This window comes from Alsobacter sp. R-9 (assembly GCF_054612375.1).
Map to the genome: position 1 here is coordinate 478,301 of NZ_JBTSWJ010000003.1, position 26,296 is coordinate 504,596.

The following is a 26,296-nucleotide window of genomic DNA, read 5'->3' on the forward strand; positions in this document are numbered from 1 at the left end:
TCCAACCCAGGACCCGCCCGTGACGGACGCCCGACCCATGAGCCAACACGACGATCCGAGGTCCGTGCCTCCCGACGCGCTGCTGCTGGGGGCAGGGGGCGTGCTGCCCTTCGCGGCGCTCGCCACGGCGGCGCTGCTGGGGCTCGATTGGCGCTACGGCTTGCCGCACGACACCTTCCGGCAGGCTCTCGTGGGCTACGGAGCGGTGATCCTCTCGTTCCTCGGCGGGGTGCGCTGGGGCGTCGGCCTGCGACCGGGCCACCCCGACCGCGTCCGCCTGCTCGCCGTCTCGGTCATCCCGGCGCTGGCCGCATGGGTGGCGCTGGTCCTGCCGCGGCCGCACGACCTGGCGCTGCTGATCGCATGCTTCCTGGCGCTCGCCGTCGCCGATGTATCGATGGTCCGGCGGGGTCACGCCCCGGGATGGTACGCGACGCTGCGGCTGGGGTTGACGGCCGCGGTCGTGCTGGTCCTGATCGTCGCGCTGGCCATGCTGCCGCTCGCGCCACCGTGACGGCGGGACGGATCGGTCAGTCCGGTGCCAGAGCCGACGAGGGAACGGCGTAGACGCGTCCCGAGCCCAGCACGTGCGCCGTGAACGGACCGGGAAAAAGCGGCCGGAAGGCCGGATCGAGCACGTTGAGACCGCCGGCGTAGGCGCCGAAGGCCGGGAGCACGCAGCGCCGACCGTCGGCCGCGAAGCAGCGCCGACGCAGGCTCCGTCCCCCGCCTCGCACCTTCCCGGCGGGGTGGAGGTGTCCGGCGATCTCGGCTCCCGTCTCCCGCGCTGACGGCTCGTGCCGCAGCGTCACGCCGGCGATGGCCAGCTGCGCCAGCACCGTTCCGCCGAGATCCCGCGGCAACTGCGGATCATGGTTTCCAGTGAGCCACAACCAGTCGCGCCCGGCCTGGAGGCTCGCCAAGGTCGCGAGGTCGCCGCGGTCGATGCGCGCCATCGCTGCTGCGTCGTGCAACGTGTCGCCGAGCACCGCCACGCGCCGGGGCTGCCATCGTGTCAGGGCGTCGGCGAGCGCCGCGAGCGTCGCCCGGCTGTCGTAGGGCGGGAGGAACACGCCCCGTCGGGCGAAGGCGGAGCCCTTCTCGAGGTGCAGGTCGGCGACGAGGAGCAGACTCTCCTCCTGTTGGACCAGTGCACCCGCCGGATCGGCGACGAAGGCGATCCCGCCGACGACGACGGTCGCCGCCGCATCCCTGCGCTCGTCCCGGGCCACGCTCACGCCAGCGCCTCCTCCAGAAGCTCAGCCTCGGCCTGCGCCAGCAGGTCCTCTGCAGCTTCGCCATAAACCGCCTCGCGGCCGATCTCCAGCATGACGGAGACGGCAAGCGGCGACACGCGGTCTAGATCCTTGTGCACGATTCGCCCGCGGATGCGCGAGAGCAGCCCGGCAAGCCGCCTCAGGTCGAGCAGGCCCGTCGCCGCGTCGGCGCGCGTCGCCTGCAGGAGCACGTGGTCCGGCTCGTGCCGGCGCAGGACGTCGTAGACGAGGTCGGTCGACATGGTGACCTGCCGACCCGTCTTCTGCTGGCCCGGGAAGCGGCGCTCGATGAGCCCGGCGATGATCGCGCAGTGCCGGAAGGTCCGCTTCATCAGCGCGGATTCCGCCAGCCATTCCTCGAGGTCGTCGCCCAGCATGTCCTCGCCGAAGAGCGCTTCGAGCGAGATTCGTCCCGATCCGATGGCGGCGCCGACATCCGACAACCCCCAGACGGCGAGCCCGTAGTCCGTGCACACGAATCCGAGCGGGCGCAGCCGCGCGCGCTCCAGCCGCCGTGTCAGGAGCATGCCGAGCGTCTGGTGCGCGAGGCGCCCCTCGAACGGGTAGGCGACGAGGTAGTGCCGCCCGGCGCGCGGGAAGGTCTCGACCAGCATCTGGTCGCGCCGGGGGAGAAGGGACTTGCGCTTCTGCGTCTCCAGCCAGTCGGCGACGCCGCCTTCCATCCGACGCCAGACCGGCGGGTCGGCCAGCATGCCGCGCACGCGTTCGGCGAGGAACGTGGACAGCGGGAACTTGCCGCCTGCATAGGAGGGGATCTTGGGGTCCGTGCCTGGGGCAGTGCGGGAGACGACGACGTCGGTCTCGACGATGGCCTCGAAGCGCAGCACCTCGCCCGCGAAGACGAAGGTGTCGCCCGGCAGCAGCGTCTCGGCGAAGTACTCTTCCACCTCCCCGAGCACTCGTCCGCCCCGCACCGGCGCCGTGGGGGCACCTGGCGCGGACCGGCGCACCCGCCCGAGCCGCACCTTCAGCATCGGTTCCTCGACGATGGTGCCGACGTTCAGGCGGTACTGCTGCGCGACGCGCGGGTTGGACACCCGCCACAGCCCGTCCCGCCCCTGGCGGATCCGGGCGAAGCGGTCGTAGGTCGACAGCGCATAGCCGCCGGTCGCGACGAAGCGCACCACCCGGCCCAAGGTCTCCCGGTCGAGCCACGCGTAGGGCGCTGCCGCGCTGACCTCGGCGTGCAGGTCGTCCACGTCGAAGCCGCCGGCGCACGCCATCCCGAGCACGTGCTGGGCCAGGACGTCGAGCGCGCCGGTGCGCGGCTCGGGCGTGTCCTGCGCCGCGGCGGCAACGGCATCGACCGCCGCGCGGCACTCCATGACCTCGAAGCGGTTCGCCGGCACGAGGATCGCCTTCGACGCCTCGTCGAGGCGGTGGTTCGACCGGCCGATCCGCTGCATCAGCCGGCTCGCGCCCTTCGGCGCTCCCACATTCACCACGAGATCGACGTCACCCCAGTCGATGCCGAGGTCGAGAGTCGACGTGCACACCACTGCCCGAAGGGCGCCGGAGGTCATCGCGGCCTCGACCTTCCGCCGCTGCCCGGCATCCAGCGAGCCGTGGTGCAGCGCGATCGGCAGGCCCTCCTCGTTGATCCGCCAGAGCTCCTGGAAGACGAACTCGGCCTGCATGCGCGTGTTCACGAACACGAGGGTCGTCCGGTGCGCGGCGATGGCCGCATAAATCTCGCGCATGGCGTGCAGTGCCGTGTGCCCCGCAAGCGGGGGGCGCCGCGCCGTGTCCATGATGTGGATGTCGGCGCGGGCGCCGCCGCGCACGACGACGTGCGCAGCAATCGCGTCCGGAGCGGTCTGCGGCACGAGATAGCGCCGCAGGTCATCCGGCTCCCGAACCGTCGCGGAGAGTCCGATGGCCGTGAGGCCAGGAGCCAGCCGGTGCAGCCGGGCGAGCCCCAGCGACAGCAGGTCGCCGCGCTTCGAGGTGACGAGGGCGTGCAGTTCGTCGAGCACGACGCGCCGGAGGCTCCCGAACAGCGTCGCGGCCTCGCGATGGGCGAGAAGAAGCGCAAGCTGTTCTGGGGTCGTGAGAAGGATGTCCGGCGGACGCTCGATCTGCCGGGCGCGCTTGTGGGCCGACGTGTCGCCCGTGCGGGTCTCCAGCCGGACGGGAAGCCCCATCTCGTGGACCGGGGCCTCGAGGTTGCGGGCGATGTCGACCGCCAGCGCCTTCAGCGGCGAGATGTACAGCGTGTGAAGGCTCGGCTTGCCGGCGCCGGCCGGGCTCCGCTCCGCGAGGTCGACCAGCGTCGGCAGGAAGCCGGCCAGCGTTTTTCCCGCGCCGGTGGGGGCATCGAGCAGGACGGACGAGCCCCCGCGGGCGAGCGACAGCAGTTCGAGCTGGTGCGGGCGCGGTGTCCAGCCGCGCGCGGCGAACCAGTCCGCGAAGCGCGGCGGCAGCGGAGCCGGCGATACTGCATCCGGAGGTGGCGAGCCGGCGGAGCGGGAACGGGAGGCGGGCACGCACCAGAGCTAGCGCGCGGCGGCCCCTACGTCACCTGCGGCGCAGAACCGCCACGAGGCCGGGCACGGGTTCGCCGCGTTCGCGGCGCACCCAGTCGGGCCGCTCCTCGTCCAAGGCGAAGCCAGCGTCCGAGGCCTCGGCCCGAAATCGGGCCGGGGCATGGTGCACGCGCAGGTCGGGTCCGATGACTTCTCCCGCGCCTGTGGTCGTCTGCAAGGTCAGGGCGAAGAGCCCGCCGGGCTGCAGGGCCCTGGCCGCGGCCGCGAGGACGGGCCCGAGCCGGGGCACGTAGATCAGGACGTCGGCAGCGACGACGAGGTCCAGCGACGCCGCCGGCTGGCGTGCCAGCGTCGCGGCAAGATCCTCGCAGGCCACCTCGTCATAAACGCCGCGCGTCGTCGTGCGCCGAAGCATCTCCCGGGAGAGGTCGCAGCCGGCGAGCCATTCGACCCGGTCCCTCAGGGCCACGCCCGCAAGCCCGGTGCCGCAGCCGAGGTCGAGGGCGCGGGCGAAACGACGAGCCGGGGCCACCCGGTCCAGCGCCGCGGCTACCAGCTCCGGACCGCGGTAGGAGAGCGCACCCGTCAGATGACCCTCGAAACGAGGCGCATAGTCGTCGAAAAGCGCCGCGACGTAGGCCGGCGGCATCGCCGTGTCCGGCGGCAGATGCCCCGCCTCCGCCAGCCGCAGCCCCGATCCCAGCACGTCCTGCGGGTCGAGTGCCCGGCAGCGCAACCATGCCGCTACGGCCTCGTCGCTGCGAGCCTGTCGCTGACAGGCGTCTCCGAGGGCGAGCCACGCCGGCGCCCAGTCCGGGGCCAGGTCGAGCGTCTGGCGGAGCAGGTCCTCGGCGCCCGCCGCATCGCCATCCGCGAGCGCCGCGACGGCCCAGGCGTAGCGCCGATCGGCCGCGAGATCGCCGGAGGAATGCAGGGTCGCAGGCATGGCGCGGGAGATGGAACGGCACGTGGCCGGGGTCAAGTTGCCAGGTCCTCCCGACGACTTGTCCCTCCGCGACGCTGCCTTTGCTGTTGACGCCGTCCCGGCGTTCGCCTAGTCCGGATGGCGGGACACCCTTCCCCAACGAAGGGCGCCCATCTGGAAGGATGGAGACATCAGATGGCGAATCCGACGCCCGGCGTGCGGCCGGTCAACCCGCATTTCTCGTCCGGCCCCTGCGCCAAGCGCCCCGGCTGGTCCCTCGACTCCCTCAAGGATGCCTCGCTCGGCCGGTCCCACCGCGCCAAGGTGGGCAAGGCCAAGCTCAAGCAGGCCATCGACCTCACCCGCGAAGTCCTCGGGGTGCCCGCCGACTATCGTATCGCCATCGTCCCGGCGTCCGACACGGGCGCGGTCGAGATGGCGATGTGGTCGCTGCTCGGCGCGCGTGGCGTCGACATGGTGGCGTGGGAGAGCTTCGGCGAAGGCTGGGTCACGGACGTCGTCAAGCAGCTTAAGCTGAAGGACGCGCGCGTCCTCAAGGCGGGCTACGGCGAGATCGTCGACCTCGCGACCGTCAACTTCGACAACGACGTCGTCTTCACCTGGAACGGCACCACCTCCGGCGTGCGCGTCCCGAACGGCGACTGGATCCCCGCCGACCGCAAGGGGCTGACGATCTGCGACGCCACCTCCGCCGCCTTCGCACAGCGGCTGGACTGGCCGAAGCTCGATGTCGTCACCTTCTCCTGGCAGAAAGTGCTGGGCGGCGAGGCGGCGCACGGCATGCTCATCCTCTCGCCGCGTGCGGCCGAGCGCTTGACCTCCTACATGCCGGCCTGGCCGCTGCCGAAGATTTTCCGCATGACCTCGGGCGGCAAGCTCACCGAGGGCCTGTTCCAGGGCGAGACGATCAACACCCCCTCCATGCTCTGCGTCGAGGACTACATCGACGCGCTGCTGTGGGCCAAGTCGATCGGCGGACTCGAAGGGCTGATCGCGCGTGCGGACGCCAATACGAAGGCGGTCGCCGACTTCGTCGCCGCGCACGAGTGGATCGACTTCCTCGCCAACGACCCGGCGATCCGCTCGAACACCAGCGTCTGCCTCGTGTTCAGCGACCCCGCGGTCAAGGCGCTGCCGGCCGAGGCGCAGGCGGCTTTCGCGAAGGGGGTCGTCGATCTCGTGGAGAAGCAGGGGGTCGGCTTCGATCTCGGCGCCTACCGCGACGCACCTCCCGGGCTGCGCATCTGGTGCGGCGCGACGGTCGAGACCTCCGACGTCGCCGCCCTGATGCAGTGGGTCGGCTGGGCCTTCCACGAGACGAAGGCTGGCCTCGCCAAGGCGGCCTGAGCCGGCTTGCATTCCCCGTCTGGATCCCCTTCCCGACCGGCTGCACCGGTCGCTGGGGATGACGCAGGAGGCACCGCGCCTTCGCTGCCGTCATCCCCGGCCGGAGCGGCGAAGCCGCGGAGGGGCAGGGAACCCGACAGCGCCTCCTCAGGCGGGTGACCCTCCGCTGCCACCCTTACCCCTCAACGACAAGCCGGCGCCACGCGCCGCCCCTCCTGCGGGAGGGATGAAGGAGACCCACCATGGCACCCCGCGTTCTGATTTCTGATGCCCTGTCGCCCGCCGCCGTCGCCATCTTCAAGGAGCGCGGCGTCGAGGTGGACGTGAAGCCAGGCCTCGACAAGGACGAACTCGCCGCCATCATCGGCGACTATGACGGCCTCGCCATCCGCTCGGCGACCAAGGTCACGGCGAAGCTGCTCGAGACCGCGACGCGGCTGAAGGTCGTCGGCCGCGCCGGAATCGGTGTCGACAATGTCGACATCCCCGCCGCCACGGCGCACGGCGTGATCGTCATGAACACGCCGTTCGGCAACTCGATCACCACGGCCGAGCACGCCATCGCCATGATGTTCGCGGTCGCCCGCGAGATCCCCGCGGCCGACGCCTCCACCCAGGCCGGCAAATGGGAGAAGAACCGCTTCATGGGCGTCGAGATCACCGGGAAGGTGCTCGGCATTATCGGTTGCGGCAACATCGGCTCGATCGTCGCGGACCGTGCGATCGGCCTGAAGATGCGCGTCATCGCCTTCGATCCCTTCCTGTCGCCCGAGCGCGCCCTCGACCTCGGCGTCGAGAAGGTGGAACTGGACGACCTCCTCGCCCGGGCCGACTTCATCACCCTGCACGTGCCGATGACCGCCCAGACGAAGAACGTCCTCTCGGCCGAGAACCTCGCCAGGACGAAGAAGGGCGTTCGCATCGTCAACTGCGCCCGCGGCGGCCTCGTCGACGAGGCGGCGCTGCGCCGGCTGCTCGACGAGGGGCATGTCGCGGGGGCGGCCTTCGACGTCTTCTCGGTCGAGCCGGCGAAGGAAAACCCGCTGTTCGGCCATCCCAACGTCGTCTGCACCCCGCATCTCGGCGCCTCCACCACCGAGGCGCAGGAGAACGTGGCGCTGCAGGTCGCCGAGCAGATGTCCGACTACCTGATCCGCGGCGCGATCTCGAACGCCATCAACTTCCCCTCGATCACGGCCGAGGAAGCGCCGAAGCTGAAGCCGTTCATCGCGCTGGCCGAAAAGCTCGGCTCCTTCGCCGGACAGCTCACCGAGAGCGGCATCAAGGAGATCCGGATCACCTTCGAGGGCGGCGTGGCCGGCCTCAAGATCAAGGCGCTCACGGCCTCGGCCATCGCCGGCCTTCTGCGGCCGCTGCTGCAGGACGTCAACGTCGTCTCCGCACCGGTCGTCGCCAAGGAGCGCGGCATCGTCATCGAGGAGACGACGCGGGCAGCGGAGGGCGACTTCGAGTCGCTGATCACGCTGACCGTCGTCACGGAGACGATGGAGCGCTCGGTGTCGGGCACGGTGTTCCACGACGGCAAGCCGCGCATCGTCAACATCAAGGGCATCAAGGTGGACGCCGAGTTCGCGCCCTCGATGATCTACGTGACGAACGAGGACAAGCCCGGCTTCATCGGCCGCTTTGCCGGCCTGCTCGGAGACGCGGGCGTGAACATCGCCACGTTCGCCCTCGGCCGCGACGCGCAGGGCGGCTCGGCCATTGCGCTGGTGGAGGTGGACGGCGCGGTTCCGGCGGACGTGCTGGCGCGCATCCAGACCATTGCCGGGGTCAAGCAGGCACGCGCCCTGAAGTTCTGACGGCTGGGGCTGGGGCGGCTCAGCGCCGCCCCAACCGCTCGGCGATCCAGATGCCGCCGAGCACGAGGGCCAGCGCGACGCCGCTGTGCAGGCCGAAGGGCTCGCGCAGGATCACCACGGCGAGGAACGAGCCGAACACGGGCACGAGGTTGACGAAGAGCCCCGCCCGTCCGGGCCCGATCAGTTCCACCCCGCGCATGAAGAACAGTTGCGAGAACAGCGACGGGAACAGCCCCACATAGGCGACGACGAACAGTCCCTTCAGCGTCGGCAGTTGCATTTCCCCCCGTGCCGCCTCAACGGCGAGCAGCGGCATCGCCGAGAGGATGGCGACGATGGCCATCGCGGCGAAGAGCGTGAGTCCCGACACCGGCGGACGCTGCCGGAGCGCCACGGTGTAGCCGGCGTAGAGCACGCAGGCGATCAGCATCCAGACGTCGCCGATGTTGAAGCTGAGACCGAGCAGCACTGCGAGTTCACCGCGGCTGGCGAGGACGAGAACCCCGGCCGTGGTCACCAGCATGCCGATGATCTGCAGCGGCGTGACCGGGGTTCGATAGAGGAGCAGCGCCCCGATCAGCACGAAGACCGGGATGGCGCCCTGGAAGATCGTCAGGTTCACCGCGCTGGTGTAGTGCGCCGCCTCGTAGAAGAGCGCGTTGAAGCCGGTGAAGCCAAGCATCCCCATGACGACGATGCGCTTCCAGTAGGGCGGCAAGGCCACGATCTCGGCGCGGATCTCGCGACCGGCGATGAGCAGGAGGGCCGAGCACGCGATGAACCAGCGGCCGAAGGTGATCACCATCGGCGAGACTTCGCCCACCGCAAGGCGCCCGGCCACGGCATTGCCGCCCCACATCAGCATGGTCAGGCACAGCAGCACGTAGGGCTGGGCCCACAACCAGCGGCCCATCCGCGTCTCGCGCATGTCGTCTCGTCTCCCGTGCGCCGCGCCGTTGGCCGCGACCGCACCCGGTGCTATCAGGGCCGGACCCGCCCCACCGCGAGCCCCCGGACCATGCCCTTACGTTTTCTCGTCGTCGACGGCAACACGCGCGAAGGACGCGAAACCCATCGCGCCACCTACGGGCAGAGCTATTGCGAATCCTACGCGGCCGTCATCCGCGACATCGAGCCCGCCGCTGTCTGCGATTTTGCGATGCCGGCGGACGAGGGAGCCAACCTTCCGGATTCTGCGGGACTGGAGAGCTACGACGCTGTAGTCCTGACCGGTTCGGCCCTGCATGCCTACCATGCCGTTCCGGCGGTTCTGCGGCAGGTGGAACTCGCCCGGGCGGTCTACAGGTCGGGCACGCCGTTCTTCGGCTCATGCTGGGGCATCCAGATCGCGGCGGTCGCAGCAGGCGGCGAGGTCCGGGCCAACCCGCGAGGCCGTGAAGTGGGTTTTGCGCGGAACGTGTCGCCCACGGATGCGGGGAGGGGGCACCCCCTGCTGGCTGGTCGCGCCGGCGCGTGGGATGCGCCCGCCATCCATCTCGACGAGGTCGCCGTGCCGCCTGGTGATGTCACCGTGCTTGCCACCAATGCCGTATCCCCGATCCAGGCGGCTGAGATCCGTCACGACGGCGGTCTGTTCTGGGGCGTGCAGTACCATCCCGAGTTCAGCCTGCGGGAGATGGCGGCGATCCTCGGGCGCTACGGCACGACGCTCCAGCAGGAGGGGTTCTTCCGTGATGCCGCCCAGCAGGCGGCCACGGTCGAGGACCTGCGAACGTTGCATGAGGATCGCGGCCGCAGCGATCTTGCCTGGCGCTACGCCATCGGGCGCGACCTGCTCGACGACTCGATCCGCACGACGGAGATCCGCAACTTCATCGCCCACCGCGTGAAGCCCGGGGCTTCCCGCCGCGGCCGCGCCTGAAGACAGTTCGACCGACCCGCTTCACCCGGCGATAACGACGGGAGGCGTCGATCCTTGCGCGAGCCGTTCCGCGTCGAGCCCAATGGGCCGAAAGCGAGGAACGGCGACACGCATGCAGCTCCGCAACGAAGCCTCCTACCGCGGCAGGCTCTTCCGGCATTGCCGCGACCTTCGCCATGCACGTGGCTGGGCGACCGTTCCGCTGATCGCGTCGGAGATCTACGCCGTCTGCCACGAAATGCCCGTTCTGTTCGAGAAGCGGGGGGATGCCTGGTCCGTCGTTGGATTGCTCGGCGACCCGGCGCTTCGGGCGCCGCGGCTGCGGGACGACGGGTCCTGGGCGGGCGACTATTCGCCCTTCATGCTGCGGATCCATCCTTTCCGGCTCGGCCCGGACGGCGTGTGGGACGTGGCGCCGGAGGGGATCGCCGAGCCGCCGGCACGGGGCAATCCCTTCTTCGCGGCCGACGGGCGGCTGTCGCCGGCCTACGCGCGCGTCAAGGCGATGCTGCTGGAGGCGACCGACGGACTGCGGCGGCTGTCCGCCCTCGCGTCGGCGCTGGAGGGCGCGGGGCTCCTCGTGCCGGTCGCCACCGGCTATCTGGCGGAGCCGCTCTCGGAGACCGTTGCGACTCTTTTCTGTATCGATCGCCTGCGCCTTGCCAGGACCCGGGCGCCCATGCTCGCGCGCCTGGCCGAAGGAACGCCCTCGGCCCTCGACCTCGCCTTCTCGTCGGTGCATTCGATGCGGCTCGTCGCAGGCGATTATCCGCGCGCGGCGACGGCGGACCTCGAAACCCGAATTGCGTCCCTGATCGGGGAGTCGCTGGGAGAACGTGGCCAGCAGCGCGACGACCAAGCCGGGCCGCCGCCCAATGACGATCCGCCCGCGCCATTGATGGTCTTCGATCTCGATCGATCCGAGACGATCGACTTCTCCCGCCTCTACTGACCGGGCTGGCGCCGACGTCAGCTGGCCTTCGCCATGTCCCGCAGCACGGCGTTGATGCGGTGCTGGGCGATCCGGTGGATGGACACCACCTGGGCGGCCAGCCAGCCGTGCTCGGCCACGAGTCGCCGGTGGGTCACCGAGCCGAAGAAGCCCTCGGCGAGGACGTGGAGGCCGCCGATCCCGTAGTGCGACTCTCCTCGCGAAAAGGTGAGGTCCCAGGGCACGAATGCGCCCGCCTCCTCGAGTGCGGCATGGATCGGCACGAGGGCCCGGCGGGAGTTGACGTAGGTCCACAGGGCCTGGCACCGACGCTCGACTTCGGCCTCCCGAACACCGCGTTCCTCCTCGTCGAGGCGCGGACTGCCCCACGCCAGCGCCGTCTCGTCCACCAGCACCGGCAGGTCGTCGGTCGATCCGTCGTCGACGAGCGTCAAGGGATAGGCCTGCAGCAGGAGCGGCGAGACGAGGCTGCCATCGGGTGCGGTCGCAGGCTCATGGTAGTCGTGCCAGCGGGTCAGACCGGTCACGGCCACGAGGTCCCACCCCTCCGGCAACCTCCGCCAGGCGACGGGAAAGCGCTGCGCGAGCAGGGCGACCTCGACCGGCGAGATCGAGACCACGACCGGATTGCTGCGCGGCCGCGACTGCCCAGCTTCCGGTAATCGCGGCAAATCTAGAATGCGATCAAATGGCCTTAGAGAAAGATACAAGATGATGCCGCCCTATTCGTCGTGGACCGGGTTCCGGTCTAGCCCAGAACCCTTGACCACTTCGAAACATGGCCCGCAGCAGTCTCACGATTGCGCAAGACATCGCCGGCATGACGTCTCCCCGGCCCGGCAAGGCCGACGCGGCCGCCCCGCGTCGCGAGGGCGCCCGTGCGGGGATGGAGCGCGTCGTCTCCCGCTTCGCATCGTTCTTTTTCGACGAGACGCGCCATCGCTCTTCGCTGCCGCTGATGGCCAGTTGGCTCGTCGGCGACGGACGGCACCGTGATGCCCTATCGATCCTCGATCGCTACTGGAGGACGGGTCCCGACGGTGTCGACGACCGGCTTCTCCAGGGCGCGATCCTCGCCCAGCTGGACGGCACGGCCGCCTCGCTGGACGCGTTCCAGCGAGCCTTCGACATCGACCCCAACGACGCGCGGGCCCAGCGGGCGCTCATCGGTAGCCTGACCGAACTCGGCCGGGAGAAGCCGCTGCGGCGTCTGGCACGCCGGCTGGTCGACAGGGCACGCGACCCGGCCGTGATCGAACTCGCGCTGAACGCACTGGATCCGGACTGGTCGTTCTTCGGGTCGGTCGAGGAGCGCGACGGCTTCTGCGCCGGATGGTGCGCATGGCGCGGCGATGCGTCGCGCAGTCTCACCGTCATTGCCGACGGTCGCCGCGCGTCACTTCCGCTTTCGGCAGTGGGACACGCCCATTGGTCCCGAGCGGGTTTCCGATATGCCCCGTTCCGGTTCGAATGGCCCGCCAGTACGGCGGTCGTCGACGTCAGGGACGGCGACGACGGCACCTCGCTGCGCGGCGCTCCGATGCTCGATGACGGGATCCTCGAGCGCCTGCCGGCGCGCGACAGCGTGCAGGCACAGGTGGCCGTGATCGTTCCCGTCTATGACGACGCCGTGGCGACGCGCCGCTGCTTCGACTCGCTCTTTACCGACGGCACGCGCCTGGCGCGCCGGATCATCGTCGTCGATGACGCCAGTCCCAGTCCCATGATCCGCGCCCATCTCGACCGGCTCGCCTCTGACGGGCGGATCGAGCTGATCCGCAATCCGCACAACACCGGCTTCATCCGAGCGGTCAACCGTGCCCTGCGACGCGTCGGCGGCGAGGACATCGTCCTTCTCAATGCGGACACGCATGTACCGCGGGGATGGCTCGACCGGCTCCACGCCATCGCCGCGCAACCCGGCGTGGGCACCGTCACGCCACTTTCCAACAATGGCGAACTGGTGAGCGTGCCGTCGCGGTTTCGCGCCAGCCCCATGCCGACCCCAGAGCGGATCGAGGCCATCAATGCCGCGGCCCGGGCCGCGGCCATTCCGCCCGTTGACCTTCCCAACGGCATAGGCTTCTGCCTCTACGTGAGGAACGAGGCCCTGCGTGCCGTGGGAGGCCTCGACGCCGACCGGTACGAGCGCGGCTATCTGGAGGAAGTCGATTTCTCCCTCAGGGTAGCGGAGGCAGGCTACCGCAACATCTGCGCGCCGACGGTCTTCGTCGGCCACCAGGGCGAGGCCTCCTTCGGGGCGACGAAGCGAAGCCTCGTGACCGCGAACGCCGCCGCGCTCATGCGGCGATGGCCCGAGATCGAGCAGCAGACCTCCGCGTTCCTGCGCGACGATCCCCTTCGGCCGGTGTGCGGAGCCCTTGCATGGGCGACCCTCGATCCCGGGCGATCGAGACGCCTCGTCTTGAGCTCATCGGCTGCGCTCGACCCGTCCGTCGGGACACGGCTGGGATCCTCCGTGGACGCCGGGTCGGTCGACCTGGCGGCGCTCTGTGGCCGACCGGGCGACCCGAGTACGTGGCGCGTCCGCCTGCCGGGAATCGACGCCGCCACGGCCCTTCCGCCCGACGCGCGGGGTCTGCCATCCGCCGAGGCGCTGGTCGAACTCGCGAGCGCTGCCGCCGCAACCGACGTCGTGGTGGTGCTCGACAAGGCGATCGACCCTGAGTGGCTCGACGTCGCCTGCCAGTCCGGCCTTCCGGTCGATGTCCTGCCACGGGAGGAGTGGGCGGTCTCGCCGCCAGGCCTGACAGCCTTCAGGCTGGGACGTTCAGGGCGGCCCGGCCTGCGCCACATCCTCGCTCCGACTGCGACGGCCGCCGGCCGCCTCGACGCGGCTCTTGACGCCGGGCCTGCCGCGAGCGTCGTGCGGCTTCCTCCACCAGCCGTCCCGGCCGTGGCGAACTCCGTTCCGCCCGATGCCTCCGCGGCGGTGGTACAGACGATCGGCATCGTACCGACCGACCGGTCCCCCGCGAGCTTTGCCTTCGTCCGCGAATTCGCACAGGCGATGCTGCGGCGCCGTTCCAACCGCAGCCTGATCGTCCTCGGCGACACGATCCGAGACATTGGCCTCATCCGCCTGGGGAACGTTTTCGTCACCGGACCGCTGGAGGACGAGGATCCGGCGGAGGTGCTTTCCGTCCACCGGTGCCGGTCGCTGCTGCTGGTCCAGCGCGACCGCAGCTTCATCAATCCCGGAATCGACTTCGTCCGGCGCAGCACGCTGCCCTTCGCGGCATTCGCGACCGGCGGCGCGGTCGACCTGCTGCTCGACCGGGGCGACGGTCTCGCGCTCGACCCCGGCTGGTCGATCGACACCGTCGCGTTCGTGGTCGACCGCGTGCTCGGCCGCCCCGGCACGGGAATACCGGTGCTCGACAAGCGCACGGAGCGCCTTGCGTCATGACGGCCCTGAACGCCCTTCCACTCATCCCGGCCGGATCCGCGCAGCCCAGCCCGGCATCGCTGTCCGCGTCATTCCATCCGATCGGCGACTGCGCCGTCGGGGGGTGGGTGCTCGACCCGCAGCGTCCGGGCCACCGCTTCGTCGTGGAGATCCGGGCCGACGGCGAGCATGTTGCCCTGGCGCTGGCCGAGACCTTCTCGGCGGAGGTCCGCGATCTCTTCGGAGGGGACGGCTGCCACGGCTTCGCCGCCGTGCTGTCCTCCACGCAACTGGAGGCAGCCACCACGATCGAGGCGGTGATCGCCAACACCGGAGTGGTGATCGGCACGATCGACCGGACGACGGCCGCCGCGGACGACGCGCGCCCGCGGGCAGTGGTCGGCGAGGCGCTCTGGATCGGGGGGCTGCGTGTCAGTGGCTACGCCTACGACTTCGGAGATCCCGGTCGCCCGGCCGTCGTGGAGGTCCATGTCGATGGTGACCTCGTGTGCCGCGTCGCGGCCGACAAGTGGCGGGACATGGGTGACGGCTCGGCCGTTCCCAGTGGACGCGTCGGCTTCGACATCGCGCTTCCCCTGTCGATGGCCGACGGCGCGCCCCACGCGCTCAGGGCCAGTGTCAACGGTGTCGACCTCGGCGGCTCGCCAACGACCGTCATCGTCCATGACGGTGGTTTCGCCGGGCTCGCCGGGGAGCTGGATCCGGACGGGCGGAGCGGCGCCCTGATCCGGGCGAGACTGCTCGACCGGCTCATGCCCGGCGCCCTGCCGCTGTCCGAGGCGGCGTCGTGGCTCGGGCACTTTCCGGTCGAGGAGCCCATCGCGGCGATAGGCCTCGTCGCGGTCCTCGTGATCGGCGACGAGGACGCCGCGGCCGCCACGATGACCTCGCTCGAACGCCAGGATCACCCGGGCTGGATCGGCTTCCAGGTGCCGACCGGAGCCTCCCCCGAGGAGGACGCCGCAGCCCTCGAGGATGCCCGGAAGGCGATCGCCGATGCGGGTGCCGACTGGGTCGCCGTCGTGGCTGCAGGAGCCCGCCTCGATCCGTTGGCGATCGGCCACCTCGCCGCGGCGCTGGAGCACCGCAGCGCGCCGGGGCTCGTCTATGCAGACATCGTGTGCACGGTCGATGGCAAGCCGGTGCCCATGGCGCTTCCCGCCTACGACCGGTTCAGGATGAGGTCGCAGGCCTACTGCGCCGACCTCTTCGCCGTTCCCGTGGACCGCTTCGAGCAGCCCTTCCCGCCCAGCCTGTCGAGCGCCTGCGACCTGCTGCTGTGGTGTACCGGAAGTTGCGAGGACGCGGCCGAGCCGGTAGGCCACGTGCCCCAGTTCCTCGCAGTTCTCCCGGAACGGGACGCGGCGCAGCGGGCTGAAACTCTTGCCCGTGCAGTCGAGGCGGACCTCGCCCGCAGAGGGAAAGGGCCGGTCCCGCCGGTCGAGCCTGTCGTGGGCCGGGTGCTCTCGGCTGTGTCGGTCGGGCGGTCGGTTCCGCTGGACGGCTGCGGCGTCTCGATCATCATCCCCACGCGCGACCGTCTCGACCTGCTGAAGCCCTGCGTCGAGAGCATCATCGAGCACACCCGCGGGATCGACTACGAGATCGTCGTCGTCGACAACGGATCGCGCGACGAGGCGACCCTCGCCTACCTCTCCGAACTCGCGGATCTCGGACACGGCGTCGTGCGCGCCGACATCCCGTTCAACTATGCGACGCTCAACAACATCGCGGTTGAACACGCCCGCCATCCGCTGCTCTGCCTGCTCAACAACGACGTCGAGGTGCTCGAGCCGGACTGGCTGGCGCAGATGGCCGCGCTTCTCCACGAGGACGACGTCGGCATCGTCGGGGCCACGCTGCTGTGGCCAAGCCGGATCATCCAGCACGGTGGCGTGGTGGTCGGGTCGCACATGGCGGCGCACCATGCCTTCACGGCCTGTCTGGACGGCGAGAGCGGCTACGGCGACATGCTCCTGTGCGAGCGGCAGCACAGTGCCGTCACCGCGGCGTGTCTCCTCCTGCGGCGGGAGGACTACGTGGCCGTCGGCGGCCTCGACGAGGTCGCGTTCCCGGTGAACTTCAACGACGTCGATCTCTGCCTCAAGGTCGGGCGGCTCGGAAAGGCGGTCGTGATGTCGCCGCGCGCACGCCTCCTTCACAAGGAGAGCGCGAGCCGGGGCCAGGACCTCACCCGCGAGAAGCACGCGCGCTCCCGCAAGGAACTGGCCGCGCTGCGTGAGCGGTGGGCCGAGGTGCTCGGCAACGATCCCTTCTACAACCCCAACCTCGGGCTCGACCTGTTCCCGTTCGAAGGCCTTGCGACGCCGCCCCGCCATCGCGGCCTCCGCCTTCGGCCGTCGCGACCCGGGCGACCGTGACCGGTCGGATTGAAGGCAAAAGCTTAACTCCCATTAACCCCCCGCCGTGCGATGTCGAGGCAGGGGCCTCCGGCCTGACCCGTGCAACCTCGGGGCGAGGAGCGACATGCTCAAGGCGCTGCTGGACACGACCAAGACGACCCCGCTGCGGGATGCGGCGCGAGAACTCGGGCCGGCGCTGCGATCCATTGCGGCGATCAGCCTGTTCCTGAACCTGCTGGCCATCGCGCCGGCGCTCTACATGATGAGCGCCTACGAGCGCGTCCTGTCGTCACGCAACGACGTCACCTGGGCCTTCCTGACCTTGCTGCTCGTGGCGATGGGGTTGGCCTATGCCCTGCTGACCAACCTGCGGACGCGCGCCCTGGTGCGGATCGGCATCGCCTTCGACAACAGGCTCAGCGACGATCTCTTCGCAGCCGTGCACCGCGCGACGCTGAATCGCAAGGGGACCAGCCCGACGCTGGGCACGCCCGTGCAGGCCATGCGGGACCTCGACACCCTGCGTGACAACCTGTCCGGAAGGCTGGTCGCGTCCGGTGTCGATCTCTTGTTCGCGCCCCTGTTCCTGCTGGCGTGCGCCATGCTGCACCCGCTGATCGGCGTGGCGACGCTGGCGATCATGGCCGCCGTCGGCATTCTCGGCTTCGTGATGAATTCAACCGCGTCGAAGTGGTCGATGCGGTCCATGGCCGTCTCGATCACCGCTTCCGAGTTCGCAGGGTCCATGATGCGGAACGCGGAAGCGATCCAGGCGCTGGGAATGGTCGGGGCGCTCCAGTCGCGCTGGAAGAAGCTTCGTGACGCGGGACTGGGCTGGTCGGCCATGTCGGCGGACAGCGGCTCGTGGGCGAGCGTCGGATTGACGTTTGCCACCTTCGCCGGCGCCACGCTCGTCGCCTCGGTCACGCTGTTGCTCGTCATCGAGAACATCGCATCGGCGTCTGTCCTGTTCGGCGCGATGATCCTGTCCGGCAAGGCGATCGCCCCGATGAGTGCGCTCGCCTCCAACTGGAAGGCCTACCTCTCGACAAATTATGCCTTCGAACGGATCGACCGGCTGTTCCTGAGTGCTCCGGCAGCGGCCGACCGGGTGGAACTGCCGAAACCGCTGGGCGGGCTGGCCTTCGAAAACGTCTCCGTCGTGCCACCGGGCGGGAAGAAGCCGGTCCTTCGCAACATCAGCTTCGATGTCGAACCCGGCGAGATCCTCGGCGTCATCGGTCCCAGCGCCGCCGGAAAGTCGAGCCTCGCCCGCGTCATCACGGGCGTCTGGCAGCCGACGGAAGGCAGCGTCCGCCTTGACGGTTCGGAGCTGAACCAGTGGCATCCGGACGAACTCGGCCGGCACGTCGGCTACATCCCGCAGGACGTCGAGCTCTTCGCGGGATCCGTCGCCGAGAACATCGCCCGGTTCTCCTCCACCTCAAGCGAAGCGGTCATCAAGGCCGCTCAGCTTGCCGGCGTCCACGAGATGATCCAGAACCTCGAGGACGGATACAACACGGAGATCGGCGAGGCCGGGGCGAAGCTGTCGGGCGGCCAACGCCAGCGCCTCGCGCTCGCGCGGGCCGTGTTCGGACGGCCGCCGCTCATCGTCCTCGACGAACCGAACGCCAGCCTCGACACCCGGGGCGAGGAATCGCTGGTCCAGGCAATCCGGGCCCTGGCGAAGGCCGGCTCGACGGTGGTGCTGATCACCCATCGGGCAAACATCATGTCGCATGTCGACAAGGTGCTCGTCATGGCGGACGGGGGCGTGCACCTCTTCGGGCCGCGTGACGAGGTGCTGCGTCGCCTCGCGACGCCGAACACCGTCCAGTTCCGGCCGGTGGTGAGGGCCTCCTGATGCTGGCCGGATTGCGCGAGAAGATGATCGCCGCGGCGCCGCGTGCTCCGCTGACGACGCCGGTGGCTCCCACCGACTGGCAGCGGCTGATCCACCGGGCCTGGTGGGTCATCGTCGTGTTTTTCGGGCTCGGCGGACTATGGTCGGTGACCGCGCGCCTCGACCAGGGCGCGATCGCGCCGGGCGTCATTTCAGTGGCATCCAACCGCAAGGCCGTCCAGCATCTGGAGGGCGGCATCGTGCGCGAGGTGCGGGTGCGCGACGGCGACCTCGTGGAAGAGGGGGCCGTCGTCGTCCGGCTGGACGAGACCCAGTCACGGGCCGCGCTCGAGGTGGTGCGCAAGCAGCTTGCCGCGGCGCTCGCCGAGGAGGCGCGGCTCGTCGCCGAACGGGACCTCGCCGACCAGGTCACGTTTCCCGACGAAGTCCGCCAGATGCAGGGTGACCCGATGGTCGACCGGGCCGTCGCGGATCAGGTCGCTGCGTTCAGGGAACGTCGCACCAACCTCCTCAGCCAGCAGAACATCCTCGAAGCGCGCATCCAGCAGGTGCGGGAGGGAATGGCAGGGACGCAGGGGGAGAAGGAAGCAGGCGAGGAACAGGTCGCCACGATCCGGAGAGAGCTCGCGGGCCTGCGCGACCTGCTCGCCAAGAACCTCGTCCAGCTGCCGAGGGTGCTGTCGCTCGAACGGGAAGAGGCGAGGCTGAAGGGCGTCATCGGCCGCGCCGTCGCCGACATGGCCCGATATGAGCAGACGATCGGCGAGACGAGGATCCAGATCCAGCAGTTGCGGCAGCAGTTCCTCGAGGGCGTCAGCCGCGATCTGCCGGCGGTGCGCAAGACGATCGCCGAGATGCGGGAGAAGATGTCCGTCCAGATCGACGTGCTGAGGCGCGTTGAGATCAGGGCGCCGCAGACCGGGGTGGTCCAGTCGCTCAAGGTGTTCACCGTCGGCGGCGTTGTCCGGCCGGGGGAAGTCCTGATGGAGATCGTGCCCGTCTCCGACGAACTCGTGATCCGCGCCAAGGTCAGCCCGCTCGACGTCGACAACGTGCACTTGGACTCCACGGCCGAAATCCGCTTCCCGGCGTTCTCGAGCCGACATCCGCCGATCTTCTTCGGGAAGGTGCGGACGATCTCGCGCGACCGTCTCGTCGACGACAACGCCAACCGCGATCCGTACTTCGCGGCCGAGGTCACCGTCGACCAGGCCTCCATTCCGAAGGAGTTCCGCGACAAGATCGTCGCGGGCATGTCTGCCGACGTGGTCGTCGCGGTCGGCGAGCGGACGGCGATCTGGTACATCCTCGGCCCGCTCCTGAACCGGCTGCAGCTCGGCATGCGGGAACACTGAATCCCTCAGGGGGAGGACGACGCGCGAGGGCGCCCGCGGAGATGCGGGCGCCTTTTTCATTGCGCGCGTGGGCGACGCCTGCGGAGCCGCGAGGCTGCCTTCATCGTGCGCTCTGTGACAAGCATCCACCGGATGCACAAGGCCGGGCCGCCGCCGCAGCCTCCAGAGGCCATCCCGCCCCTTCACGTCGCCCTGCTGCAAGAACACACCGGCCCGGGCGCCCCCAAACGTTGCGCTCACGCAAGTACGAAACGCTCCAAAAGAGACGAAACGCACAGGATCGTCAGAAATCACGTCGTTGGTTAATCGATGATTACTTGTAAATCGGAATCGAACACTGTCGAGGGGGTAGAACAATCCAGAGAAAAAGACCTGATCGCATCAAAGGCGGTGCCGCACGCGTACGAAAGAAGGTAGTAGGAAAAAGAATATCGATGAATAATTGCGGGTGTATGTTGCGATTTCGCATGGAGTAAGACCTATTACTGCTGTAAAATAGAAAAATGTAGTGAAATTCAATCTCAATAGAACTGCTTATGATCATTATGCAGCGTGTTTTGAAGTAATATTCAGCCGAAACAACGCTAGTTTGGGTGGCGTTGTCGACTTAACCTGCGTTCCTCGATCCCGTACATCTTTGGGCGTGAGTTGAGGGGGTGAGTATCCCAAGACCGGGCGTGCGGGGGTGCATCCGGTTCGGTGAAGCCAAGTTGTCAGGGAAGGTCAAAAAATGGCGAGTTACACCTACTCATTGAATGGCGGCGATCAGACTCCGATCGGAGCGATCCTGGGCAAGTACGACAGCGAGTTCCGCGCTGCGGTGCAGAACGCGATCGGTTCGCTCGTCGACGACACCGATGCCGACCCGAACAACGCGAACGTCGACCTGCAGCTGTTCGATCAGGACGGCACCGACTTCGACGCAGACGGATACGGCGGTGCCTTCGTCCGCGACGGCCAGGATTTTGCGGGTCTCGAAGATGCCCCGATCCTGATCTTCGACGACTCCGCCAGCGACGGCGATGGCGTCAGCGTCACGGTGGACGGCGACATCGAGGAGCAGCTCGTCGGTCTCACCACCTTCGGCGACAAGTTCATCGTGAAGGCCAGCGACGATGACGGCGACATCACCGTCGACGGCGCCGGCGGCAACGACACCATCACCACGGGCCGCGGCGACGACCTCGTCTTCGGTGGCACGGGTGACGATCGGATTTCCGCCGGCAAGGGCGACGACATCGTCGACGCCGGCAAGGGCAATGACTCCGTCAGCGGCGGCGCAGGCGACGACCTCCTGCTCGGCGGCGACGGCAACGACACCATCCTGGGCGACTCCGGAGACGACGAGATCTGGGGCGGCGAGGGCGACGACAGCATCTATGGCGGCGTCGGCAACACGACCGTCTACGGCGGCGCCGGCTTCGACGTGGCCGTCATCAAGGCGAACATCGCCGGCTTCGAGTTCGAAGACGGTGCCTGGACGAACGGTGGCAACGTGATCACCGACGTGGAGTACACCAAGCTCAACAATGGCGTGCTCATCACGGTCGGGACGGACCAGGAGGCCGACGTGGCGCGCCTGTTCCAGCTGCTCACGGACAAGGATCCGACCGCGGCCCAGCTCCACGATGCGCTCTACAGCTTCAACGAGGGCGGCCTCGGCCTCGACGCGATCGCGCAGCAGATCGATGAAGCGCAGCCGGCGGGGTCTCAGCTCGGCCTCGACGAGGCGCTGACCGACCACTCGGAGATCAAGAGCTTCGTCGCGAGCCTGATCAACAACGCGTTCGACGCCGATCCCTGGAACAACGCCCAGCTGGAGAACTACGTCGACGACCTCATCAGCACGTATGGCGACGCGATCGAGAAGAAGCTCATCGTCGCGGACCTCGTCACGAAGCTCGATGCGGCCGACGAGCACATCCACATCGCTGTCAGCGGCTCGTCCGTCTGAGCAGTGACCTCCGCAACAGCGAATTGAGTGGAGACACACGATGGCAAGGATCATCGGAAGAGGTGGTGACGACGAACTGGTCGGCACGGGCGATGACGACGTCATCCTCGGACGCAGCGGCGACGACAAGCTGTGGGGCGGCCTGGGCGACGACAGCATCAACGGCGGCAGCGGCGCGGACAAGCTCTACGGCAACGAGGGCGACGACCAGCTCCGCGGCGGCAGCGGCGAGGACAGCCTGAACGGCGGCGAGGACGACGACGACCTCGGTGGCGGGAGCGGCGACGATACCCTCGACGGCGGCAGCGGCAACGACCAGTTGAGCGGCGGAAGCGGCAGGGACTGGTTCGTGTTCAGCGGCGATGACGTCGGTGAAGACACCATTGGCGACTTCGACGCGGACAAGGACATCATCGACGTGACCGGGATCACCGGCGTCGATGGTCCCGAGGACGTGAAGATCGAGTACGTCGACGGCAACGCGGTGATCACATGGACCGGCGACACGCCCGGGTCGATCACCGTGGAAGGCGTCAAGCCGGGATCGCTCGTCCTCGGCGAAAACGTGATCGCATGCTTCCAGCGCGGCACGTTGATCCGCACGCCGGACGGCGAGGTCCCGGTCGAGAGCCTCGCCATCGGCGACATGGTGATCAACCTCGACGGGGTCGCAAGGCCGGTGAAGTGGATCGGTCGCCGTTCGTACCGCCGCCGCTTCGTGGGCCCGAACTCCGAAGCGAGCCCGGTCGTCATCCGTGCAGGTGCCCTGGGGCCGAACGTGCCCCATCGCGACCTGACGCTGTCGGCCAAGCATGCGATGTTCTTCGACGGCGTCTTCGTCCGCTCGGAGGACCTCATCAACGGCGACAGCGTCGTGCGGGACCGCGACCTGGACCTGATCGAGTACTTCCACGTGGAACTCGACAGCCACGACGTGATCTTCGCCAACGGTGCGCCGACGGAGACCTACGCGAACCACAACAGCCGCCGGATGTTCGCCAACTGGCAGGAGTACGTCGACCTCTACGGGGCCGAGGACAGCCTGGAGCCGGACGCGAACGGCGACTTCCCGCGGACGTGGCCGCTGGTCGAGCATGGTCCCGCATTCGAGCGGGTCATGGCGATCGTCGGAAAGGCGCTGGCTCGCGCCGCCTGACCCGGCAGGAGCTGAAGGGAAGGGCCGCCCGGCAGGGCGGCCCTTTCCGCTTTCCGGGCCTCACGCGACCCGCCGCGCTCCGTGCCGGAAAGGCGCGGCACGCGCTGGCTCCGCGTCCGTCCGGTAGCCCGCGGCCAGCGCCTGCAGGCGTTCGAACTGGTCAAGCACGGCTCCCGCCGAGGCGGAACTTGCCTCCGCCAGCGCCGCGTTCTGCTGGGTCATCTCGTCCATGTGCGCGACGGCCTGGCTCACCTCGTCGATCCCGCTGGCCTGCTCCGTTGCGGCGACGGAAATCTCTTCCACCGTGTTCGCGACCTTCTGAGAAGCCTCGACGATCCGTCCCAACGTCGTCCCTGCATCGCGGACAAGACGGACACCCTGGCCGATCTCGCGGGTGGAGGAAGAGATCAAGGCTCCGATGTCGCGTGCCGCCTCGCTCGAGCGCTGTGCCAGCGTCCTGACCTCCGCGGCAACCACGGCGAATCCCTTCCCGGCTTCACCCGCCCGCGCCGCCTCCACCGCTGCGTTGAGCGCGAGCAGGTTCGTCTGGAAGGCGATCTCCTCGATCACGGATGTGATCTCGGTGATCTTGCCTGACGCCTGCTCGATGCGCGTCATGGCGTCCACCGCCTCGCCGGCGATCCGGCCTCCCTCCTCGGCCACCCTCCTGGCCTCGTCGGCAAAGCCCACGGCCTGCCGTGACGCGAGTGCGCTGGCCTTGACCGAGGCCGCCAGTTGCTCGGCCGTCGCTGCGGTTTCCTCAAGGGCGGAGGCTTGCTGCTCCGTCCGCGCCGCAAGGTTCCTGCTGCCGTGCGCAATCTCGTCGAAGGCTGCGGTGGTCTCGGACGACGCGGCAAGGACGGCGCCGACGAGATCGGTCATGGCCTCGACCAGCTCGTTGACCCCTGACGACAGCACCTGCAGCGAACCGTCCGCCTCGCCGACGATCCTGATGCGGCCGGTCAGGTCCTTTCGGCGGGCGGTCTCGACGACGCCGGCAACCTGGCGCATCACGTCTTCGAGCCGCAGTCTCTCCCTGACCGTCTCCGTCACGTCGGACGCGAACTTCACCACGCGGTAAGGCTTGCCCTGGGCGTCGAGGATGGGGTTGTAGGTCGCCTGGATCCAGATCTCCCGACCGCCCTTCGCAAACCGCCGGTATTGTCCCGAGTGGAACTCACCGCGGCGCAGCTTGTCCCAGAAGGCGACGTATCCGGCACTCGTCCGCTCGTCCTCGGCGACGAACATCCGGTGATGATGTCCTCTGATCTCGTCGAGGGAGTACCCCATCGCATCGAGGAAGTTCGCATTGGCGTCGACGATGGTGCCGTCGAGTTCGAAGACGATCATGGCCTGCGAGCGCGAGATGGCCTCGCGCAGGCTTTCGAGATGCGCCTCACGCATCCTTCGTTCCGAGATGTCCGCGGCGATCATCATGATCCGCGTCACCCGGCCCGACCGATCGCGGACCGGGTGGTAGGCCCCCTGAAGCCAGGCGACGTCACCTGCCTTCCTCAGCCGCCGGAATTCCGAGACCTCCCTGCGCCCCTGCCGGAGGCGATCCCAGAAGGCCGAATGGGCAGCGCTCGAGGCTTCGGCCGCGTCCACGAACATGCTGTGCGGCCTGCCGCGGATGTCATCCAGCGCGTAGCCCATGGTGGACAGGAAGTTGGCATTGGCGCTGACGATCGTCCCGTCAGGCTCGAAGGTGATGACGGCAAACGACTCGTCGACGGCGTCGGCCCGGTCTCGCTTGGCGGGATCCGACAAGATCGGCAGCGACAAGACCATGAAGCAGCCCCTGTGGCATAGATGACGCCAACCGATCTACTGCCCAAGTCCTAAGCATCGATTATTGCAATTTGAGACTAAATCACTGATTTTTCGAGGTGAATGCAAACGTTACATTGCGACCAAAGCAGTTTCGTTTGCTTGACCAAGCTCCTCAACCGGATGTTCGGCGGCGCCCATTAGGGACTGAAGGCCGACCGATCCAAGCCGCGATCACGCCCGGACACCTTGCAGGCGCATGCGACGCATCCTCTTCGTCCACCAGAATTTCCCCGGACAGTTCGTCCATCTCGCGCGGATGCTGTCGCGCAGTCCGGACTGGACGGTCGCCGCCATCGGGGGAGCCACCGCCAAGACGATGCAGGGCATCAGGCTCGAGCGGCATGAGCCGGACGCGGTCCCCGGCCTCCTGGCCGACGCCGCAGGCGCGCGCTACGGGCTCGACAGCCGGTGCGGCGAGGCGGCCGCACGCGCCGCGGCCAGGTTGAGGGCGGACGGCTTCGTCCCCGACGTCATCGTCGGCCATACCGGCTGGGGCGAGATGCTGCTGATGCGCGACGTCTTTCCGTCCGCGCGGATCGTCTCGTACCTCGAGTTCTTCTTCACGGCCGAAGGCGGGGACGTGAACTTCGATCCGGAGTTTCCGGCACTCGAAGGCGATCCCGTTGCGTTGCAGGCCGCACTGATGGCGCGCAACGCCGCCGTGGTGCTCTCGGCCGAGCGCTCGGACGTGCTCGTCTCGCCGACGGCCTGGCAGGCGTCTCGCTTCCCGCTGCCCCTGCGCGACCGGATCCGGATCGTGCACGAAGGCGTGGATACCGAGCGACTGGCCCCGCACGACGGCGTGAAGATCGAACTCCCCAACGGACGCACGGTCCAGTCCGGAGACGAGGTGCTGACCTATGTGGCGCGCAACCTCGAGCCCTACCGCGGCTTTCATCGCTTCATGCGCGCGCTCCCGGCCATCCTCGAGCGGCGTCCCGAGGCCCAGGTGCTGATCGTCGGCGGCGACGAGGTGTCCTACGGCCTGCCGCCGAAGGCGCGCGCGACGTGGCGCGAGGCGCTGCTGGACGAAGTCGGCTCGCGCCTGCCCGCCGGCCGGGTCCACTTCCTCGGCAAGCTGCCCTACGACGCCTACATCGGCGTGCTGCAGGTGGCGCGGGTCCACGTGTATCTCACCTATCCGTTCGTGCTGTCGTGGTCCCTGCTCGAGGCGATGAGCTGCGGCGTCGCGATCGTCGGATCGGACACTGCTCCTCTCCGCGAGGTCGTGAGCGACGGACTGACGGGGCGCCTCGTCGGCTTCTTCGACGAGCCGGCACTGGTCGAGGCGACGAGCGCGGCTCTGGCTGATCCGGCCTCGTCCCATGCGTTCGGCGCAGCAGCCCGCCTGCATGTGAAAGACCGGTTCACGGTCGAGCAGAGCATCGCCGCGTATCGCGATATCATCGGCGGCGCCTGACCGGGACGCGACGGACAGCGCCTCGTCTGCGGCAGACGAGATTCGACGTTCAGGCCAGAGATTGCAGGCCAAGTATTTCGTCAAATGCCAAGCGCTTTTGCCTAAAAACTACTGGCGTTCGAGCTGTTCTCCGTGACCGGAATCGTAACAGACCGCTCCTAACGTGCATTCACCGATACCGGCG

The 26,296-nt window shown here is 68.7% G+C and carries 18 protein-coding genes; 12 read left to right on the forward strand and 6 right to left on the reverse strand.

Features of this window, described 5'->3' with window-relative positions:
- Positions 1-37: 37 nt before the first annotated feature.
- Positions 38-514, forward strand: coding sequence for a DUF3429 domain-containing protein (locus ACX9GQ_RS07760; protein ID WP_459628931.1), 477 nt, complete (start codon positions 38-40; stop codon positions 512-514).
- A gap of 16 nt (positions 515-530) precedes the next feature.
- Here the strand turns inward: ACX9GQ_RS07760 and pdeM are convergent, their stop codons facing one another.
- Genes pdeM through ACX9GQ_RS07775 form a run of 3 tightly spaced genes read right to left on the reverse strand, consistent with a single transcriptional unit; the run spans position 531 to position 4,766 of the window.
- Positions 531-1,238 carry a ligase-associated DNA damage response endonuclease PdeM gene (gene pdeM, locus ACX9GQ_RS07765; protein WP_459628932.1) on the reverse strand — a complete coding sequence of 236 codons (708 nt, stop codon included), beginning with the start codon at positions 1,236-1,238 and terminating at the stop codon, positions 531-533.
- Positions 1,235-3,784, reverse strand: coding sequence for a ligase-associated DNA damage response DEXH box helicase (locus tag ACX9GQ_RS07770; protein WP_459628933.1), 2,550 nt, complete (start codon positions 3,782-3,784; stop codon positions 1,235-1,237). The genes pdeM and ACX9GQ_RS07770 overlap by 4 nt, the downstream gene beginning before the upstream one ends.
- Before the next feature lie 31 nt (positions 3,785-3,815).
- Entirely contained in the window at positions 3,816-4,766 is a 951-nt protein-coding gene (locus ACX9GQ_RS07775; protein WP_459628934.1) for a class I SAM-dependent DNA methyltransferase, read from the reverse strand.
- A 138-nt stretch (positions 4,767-4,904) separates the two neighbouring features.
- Between ACX9GQ_RS07775 and ACX9GQ_RS07780 the strand changes: the two genes are divergently transcribed.
- Together ACX9GQ_RS07780 and serA are read left to right on the forward strand one after the other, a co-directional pair.
- Entirely contained in the window at positions 4,905-6,077 is a 1,173-nt protein-coding gene (locus ACX9GQ_RS07780; protein WP_459628935.1) for a phosphoserine transaminase, read from the forward strand.
- Positions 6,078-6,319: 242 nt separating this feature from the next.
- Positions 6,320-7,900, forward strand: a complete 1,581-nt coding sequence (gene serA / locus ACX9GQ_RS07785) for a phosphoglycerate dehydrogenase (RefSeq protein WP_459628936.1) — start codon at positions 6,320-6,322, stop codon at positions 7,898-7,900.
- A gap of 19 nt (positions 7,901-7,919) precedes the next feature.
- Here serA and ACX9GQ_RS07790 read toward each other — a convergent pair whose 3' ends face one another.
- Entirely contained in the window at positions 7,920-8,828 is a 909-nt protein-coding gene (locus ACX9GQ_RS07790; RefSeq protein ID WP_459628937.1) for a DMT family transporter, read from the reverse strand.
- A 90-nt stretch (positions 8,829-8,918) separates the two neighbouring features.
- On the opposite strand from ACX9GQ_RS07790, the gene ACX9GQ_RS07795 reads away from it, so the two are divergent.
- The gene (locus ACX9GQ_RS07795) at positions 8,919-9,782 is read left to right on the forward strand and encodes a type 1 glutamine amidotransferase (protein WP_459628938.1); all 864 of its coding nucleotides are present in this window, start codon (positions 8,919-8,921) and stop codon (positions 9,780-9,782) included.
- A 112-nt stretch (positions 9,783-9,894) separates the two neighbouring features.
- The gene (locus ACX9GQ_RS07800; RefSeq protein WP_459628939.1) at positions 9,895-10,734 is read left to right on the forward strand and encodes a SapC family protein; all 840 of its coding nucleotides are present in this window, start codon (positions 9,895-9,897) and stop codon (positions 10,732-10,734) included.
- 17 nt (positions 10,735-10,751) lie between these two features.
- On the opposite strand, the gene ACX9GQ_RS07805 is transcribed toward ACX9GQ_RS07800, so the two are convergent.
- Positions 10,752-11,354, reverse strand: coding sequence for a SapC family protein (locus tag ACX9GQ_RS07805; RefSeq protein ID WP_459628940.1), 603 nt, complete (start codon positions 11,352-11,354; stop codon positions 10,752-10,754).
- Positions 11,355-11,554: 200 nt separating this feature from the next.
- Between ACX9GQ_RS07805 and ACX9GQ_RS07810 the strand changes: the two genes are divergently transcribed.
- The 6 genes from ACX9GQ_RS07810 to ACX9GQ_RS07835 all read left to right on the forward strand — a co-directional run bounded on the left by ACX9GQ_RS07810 (position 11,555) and on the right by ACX9GQ_RS07835 (position 22,859).
- The gene (locus ACX9GQ_RS07810; protein ID WP_459628941.1) at positions 11,555-14,164 is read left to right on the forward strand and encodes a glycosyltransferase; all 2,610 of its coding nucleotides are present in this window, start codon (positions 11,555-11,557) and stop codon (positions 14,162-14,164) included.
- A complete protein-coding gene (locus ACX9GQ_RS07815; RefSeq protein ID WP_459628942.1) occupies positions 14,161-16,545 on the forward strand; it encodes a glycosyltransferase family 2 protein in 2,385 nt (794 codons plus the stop codon). The genes ACX9GQ_RS07810 and ACX9GQ_RS07815 overlap by 4 nt, the downstream gene beginning before the upstream one ends.
- Positions 16,546-16,651: 106 nt before the next feature.
- Positions 16,652-18,394, forward strand: a complete 1,743-nt coding sequence (locus ACX9GQ_RS07820) for a type I secretion system permease/ATPase (protein WP_459628943.1) — start codon at positions 16,652-16,654, stop codon at positions 18,392-18,394.
- Positions 18,394-19,749: an HlyD family type I secretion periplasmic adaptor subunit gene (locus ACX9GQ_RS07825; protein WP_459628944.1), complete on the forward strand. Its 1,356-nt coding sequence runs from the start codon at positions 18,394-18,396 to the stop codon at positions 19,747-19,749. The genes ACX9GQ_RS07820 and ACX9GQ_RS07825 overlap by 1 nt, the downstream gene beginning before the upstream one ends.
- Positions 19,750-20,479: 730 nt before the next feature.
- Positions 20,480-21,703, forward strand: a complete 1,224-nt coding sequence (locus ACX9GQ_RS07830) for a calcium-binding protein (RefSeq protein ID WP_459628945.1) — start codon at positions 20,480-20,482, stop codon at positions 21,701-21,703.
- A 40-nt stretch (positions 21,704-21,743) separates the two neighbouring features.
- Positions 21,744-22,859 (forward strand): Hint domain-containing protein, encoded by a 1,116-nt coding sequence (locus ACX9GQ_RS07835; protein ID WP_459628946.1) that lies wholly within the window; start codon positions 21,744-21,746, stop codon positions 22,857-22,859.
- 60 nt (positions 22,860-22,919) lie between these two features.
- Here the strand turns inward: ACX9GQ_RS07835 and ACX9GQ_RS07840 are convergent, their stop codons facing one another.
- Positions 22,920-24,650 carry a methyl-accepting chemotaxis protein gene (locus tag ACX9GQ_RS07840; protein ID WP_459628947.1) on the reverse strand — a complete coding sequence of 577 codons (1,731 nt, stop codon included), beginning with the start codon at positions 24,648-24,650 and terminating at the stop codon, positions 22,920-22,922.
- Positions 24,651-24,888: 238 nt separating this feature from the next.
- On the opposite strand from ACX9GQ_RS07840, the gene ACX9GQ_RS07845 reads away from it, so the two are divergent.
- On the forward strand, positions 24,889-26,112 hold the full coding sequence (locus tag ACX9GQ_RS07845) for a glycosyltransferase (protein ID WP_459628948.1): 1,224 nt from the start codon (positions 24,889-24,891) through the stop codon (positions 26,110-26,112).
- Positions 26,113-26,296: the final 184 nt, after the last annotated feature.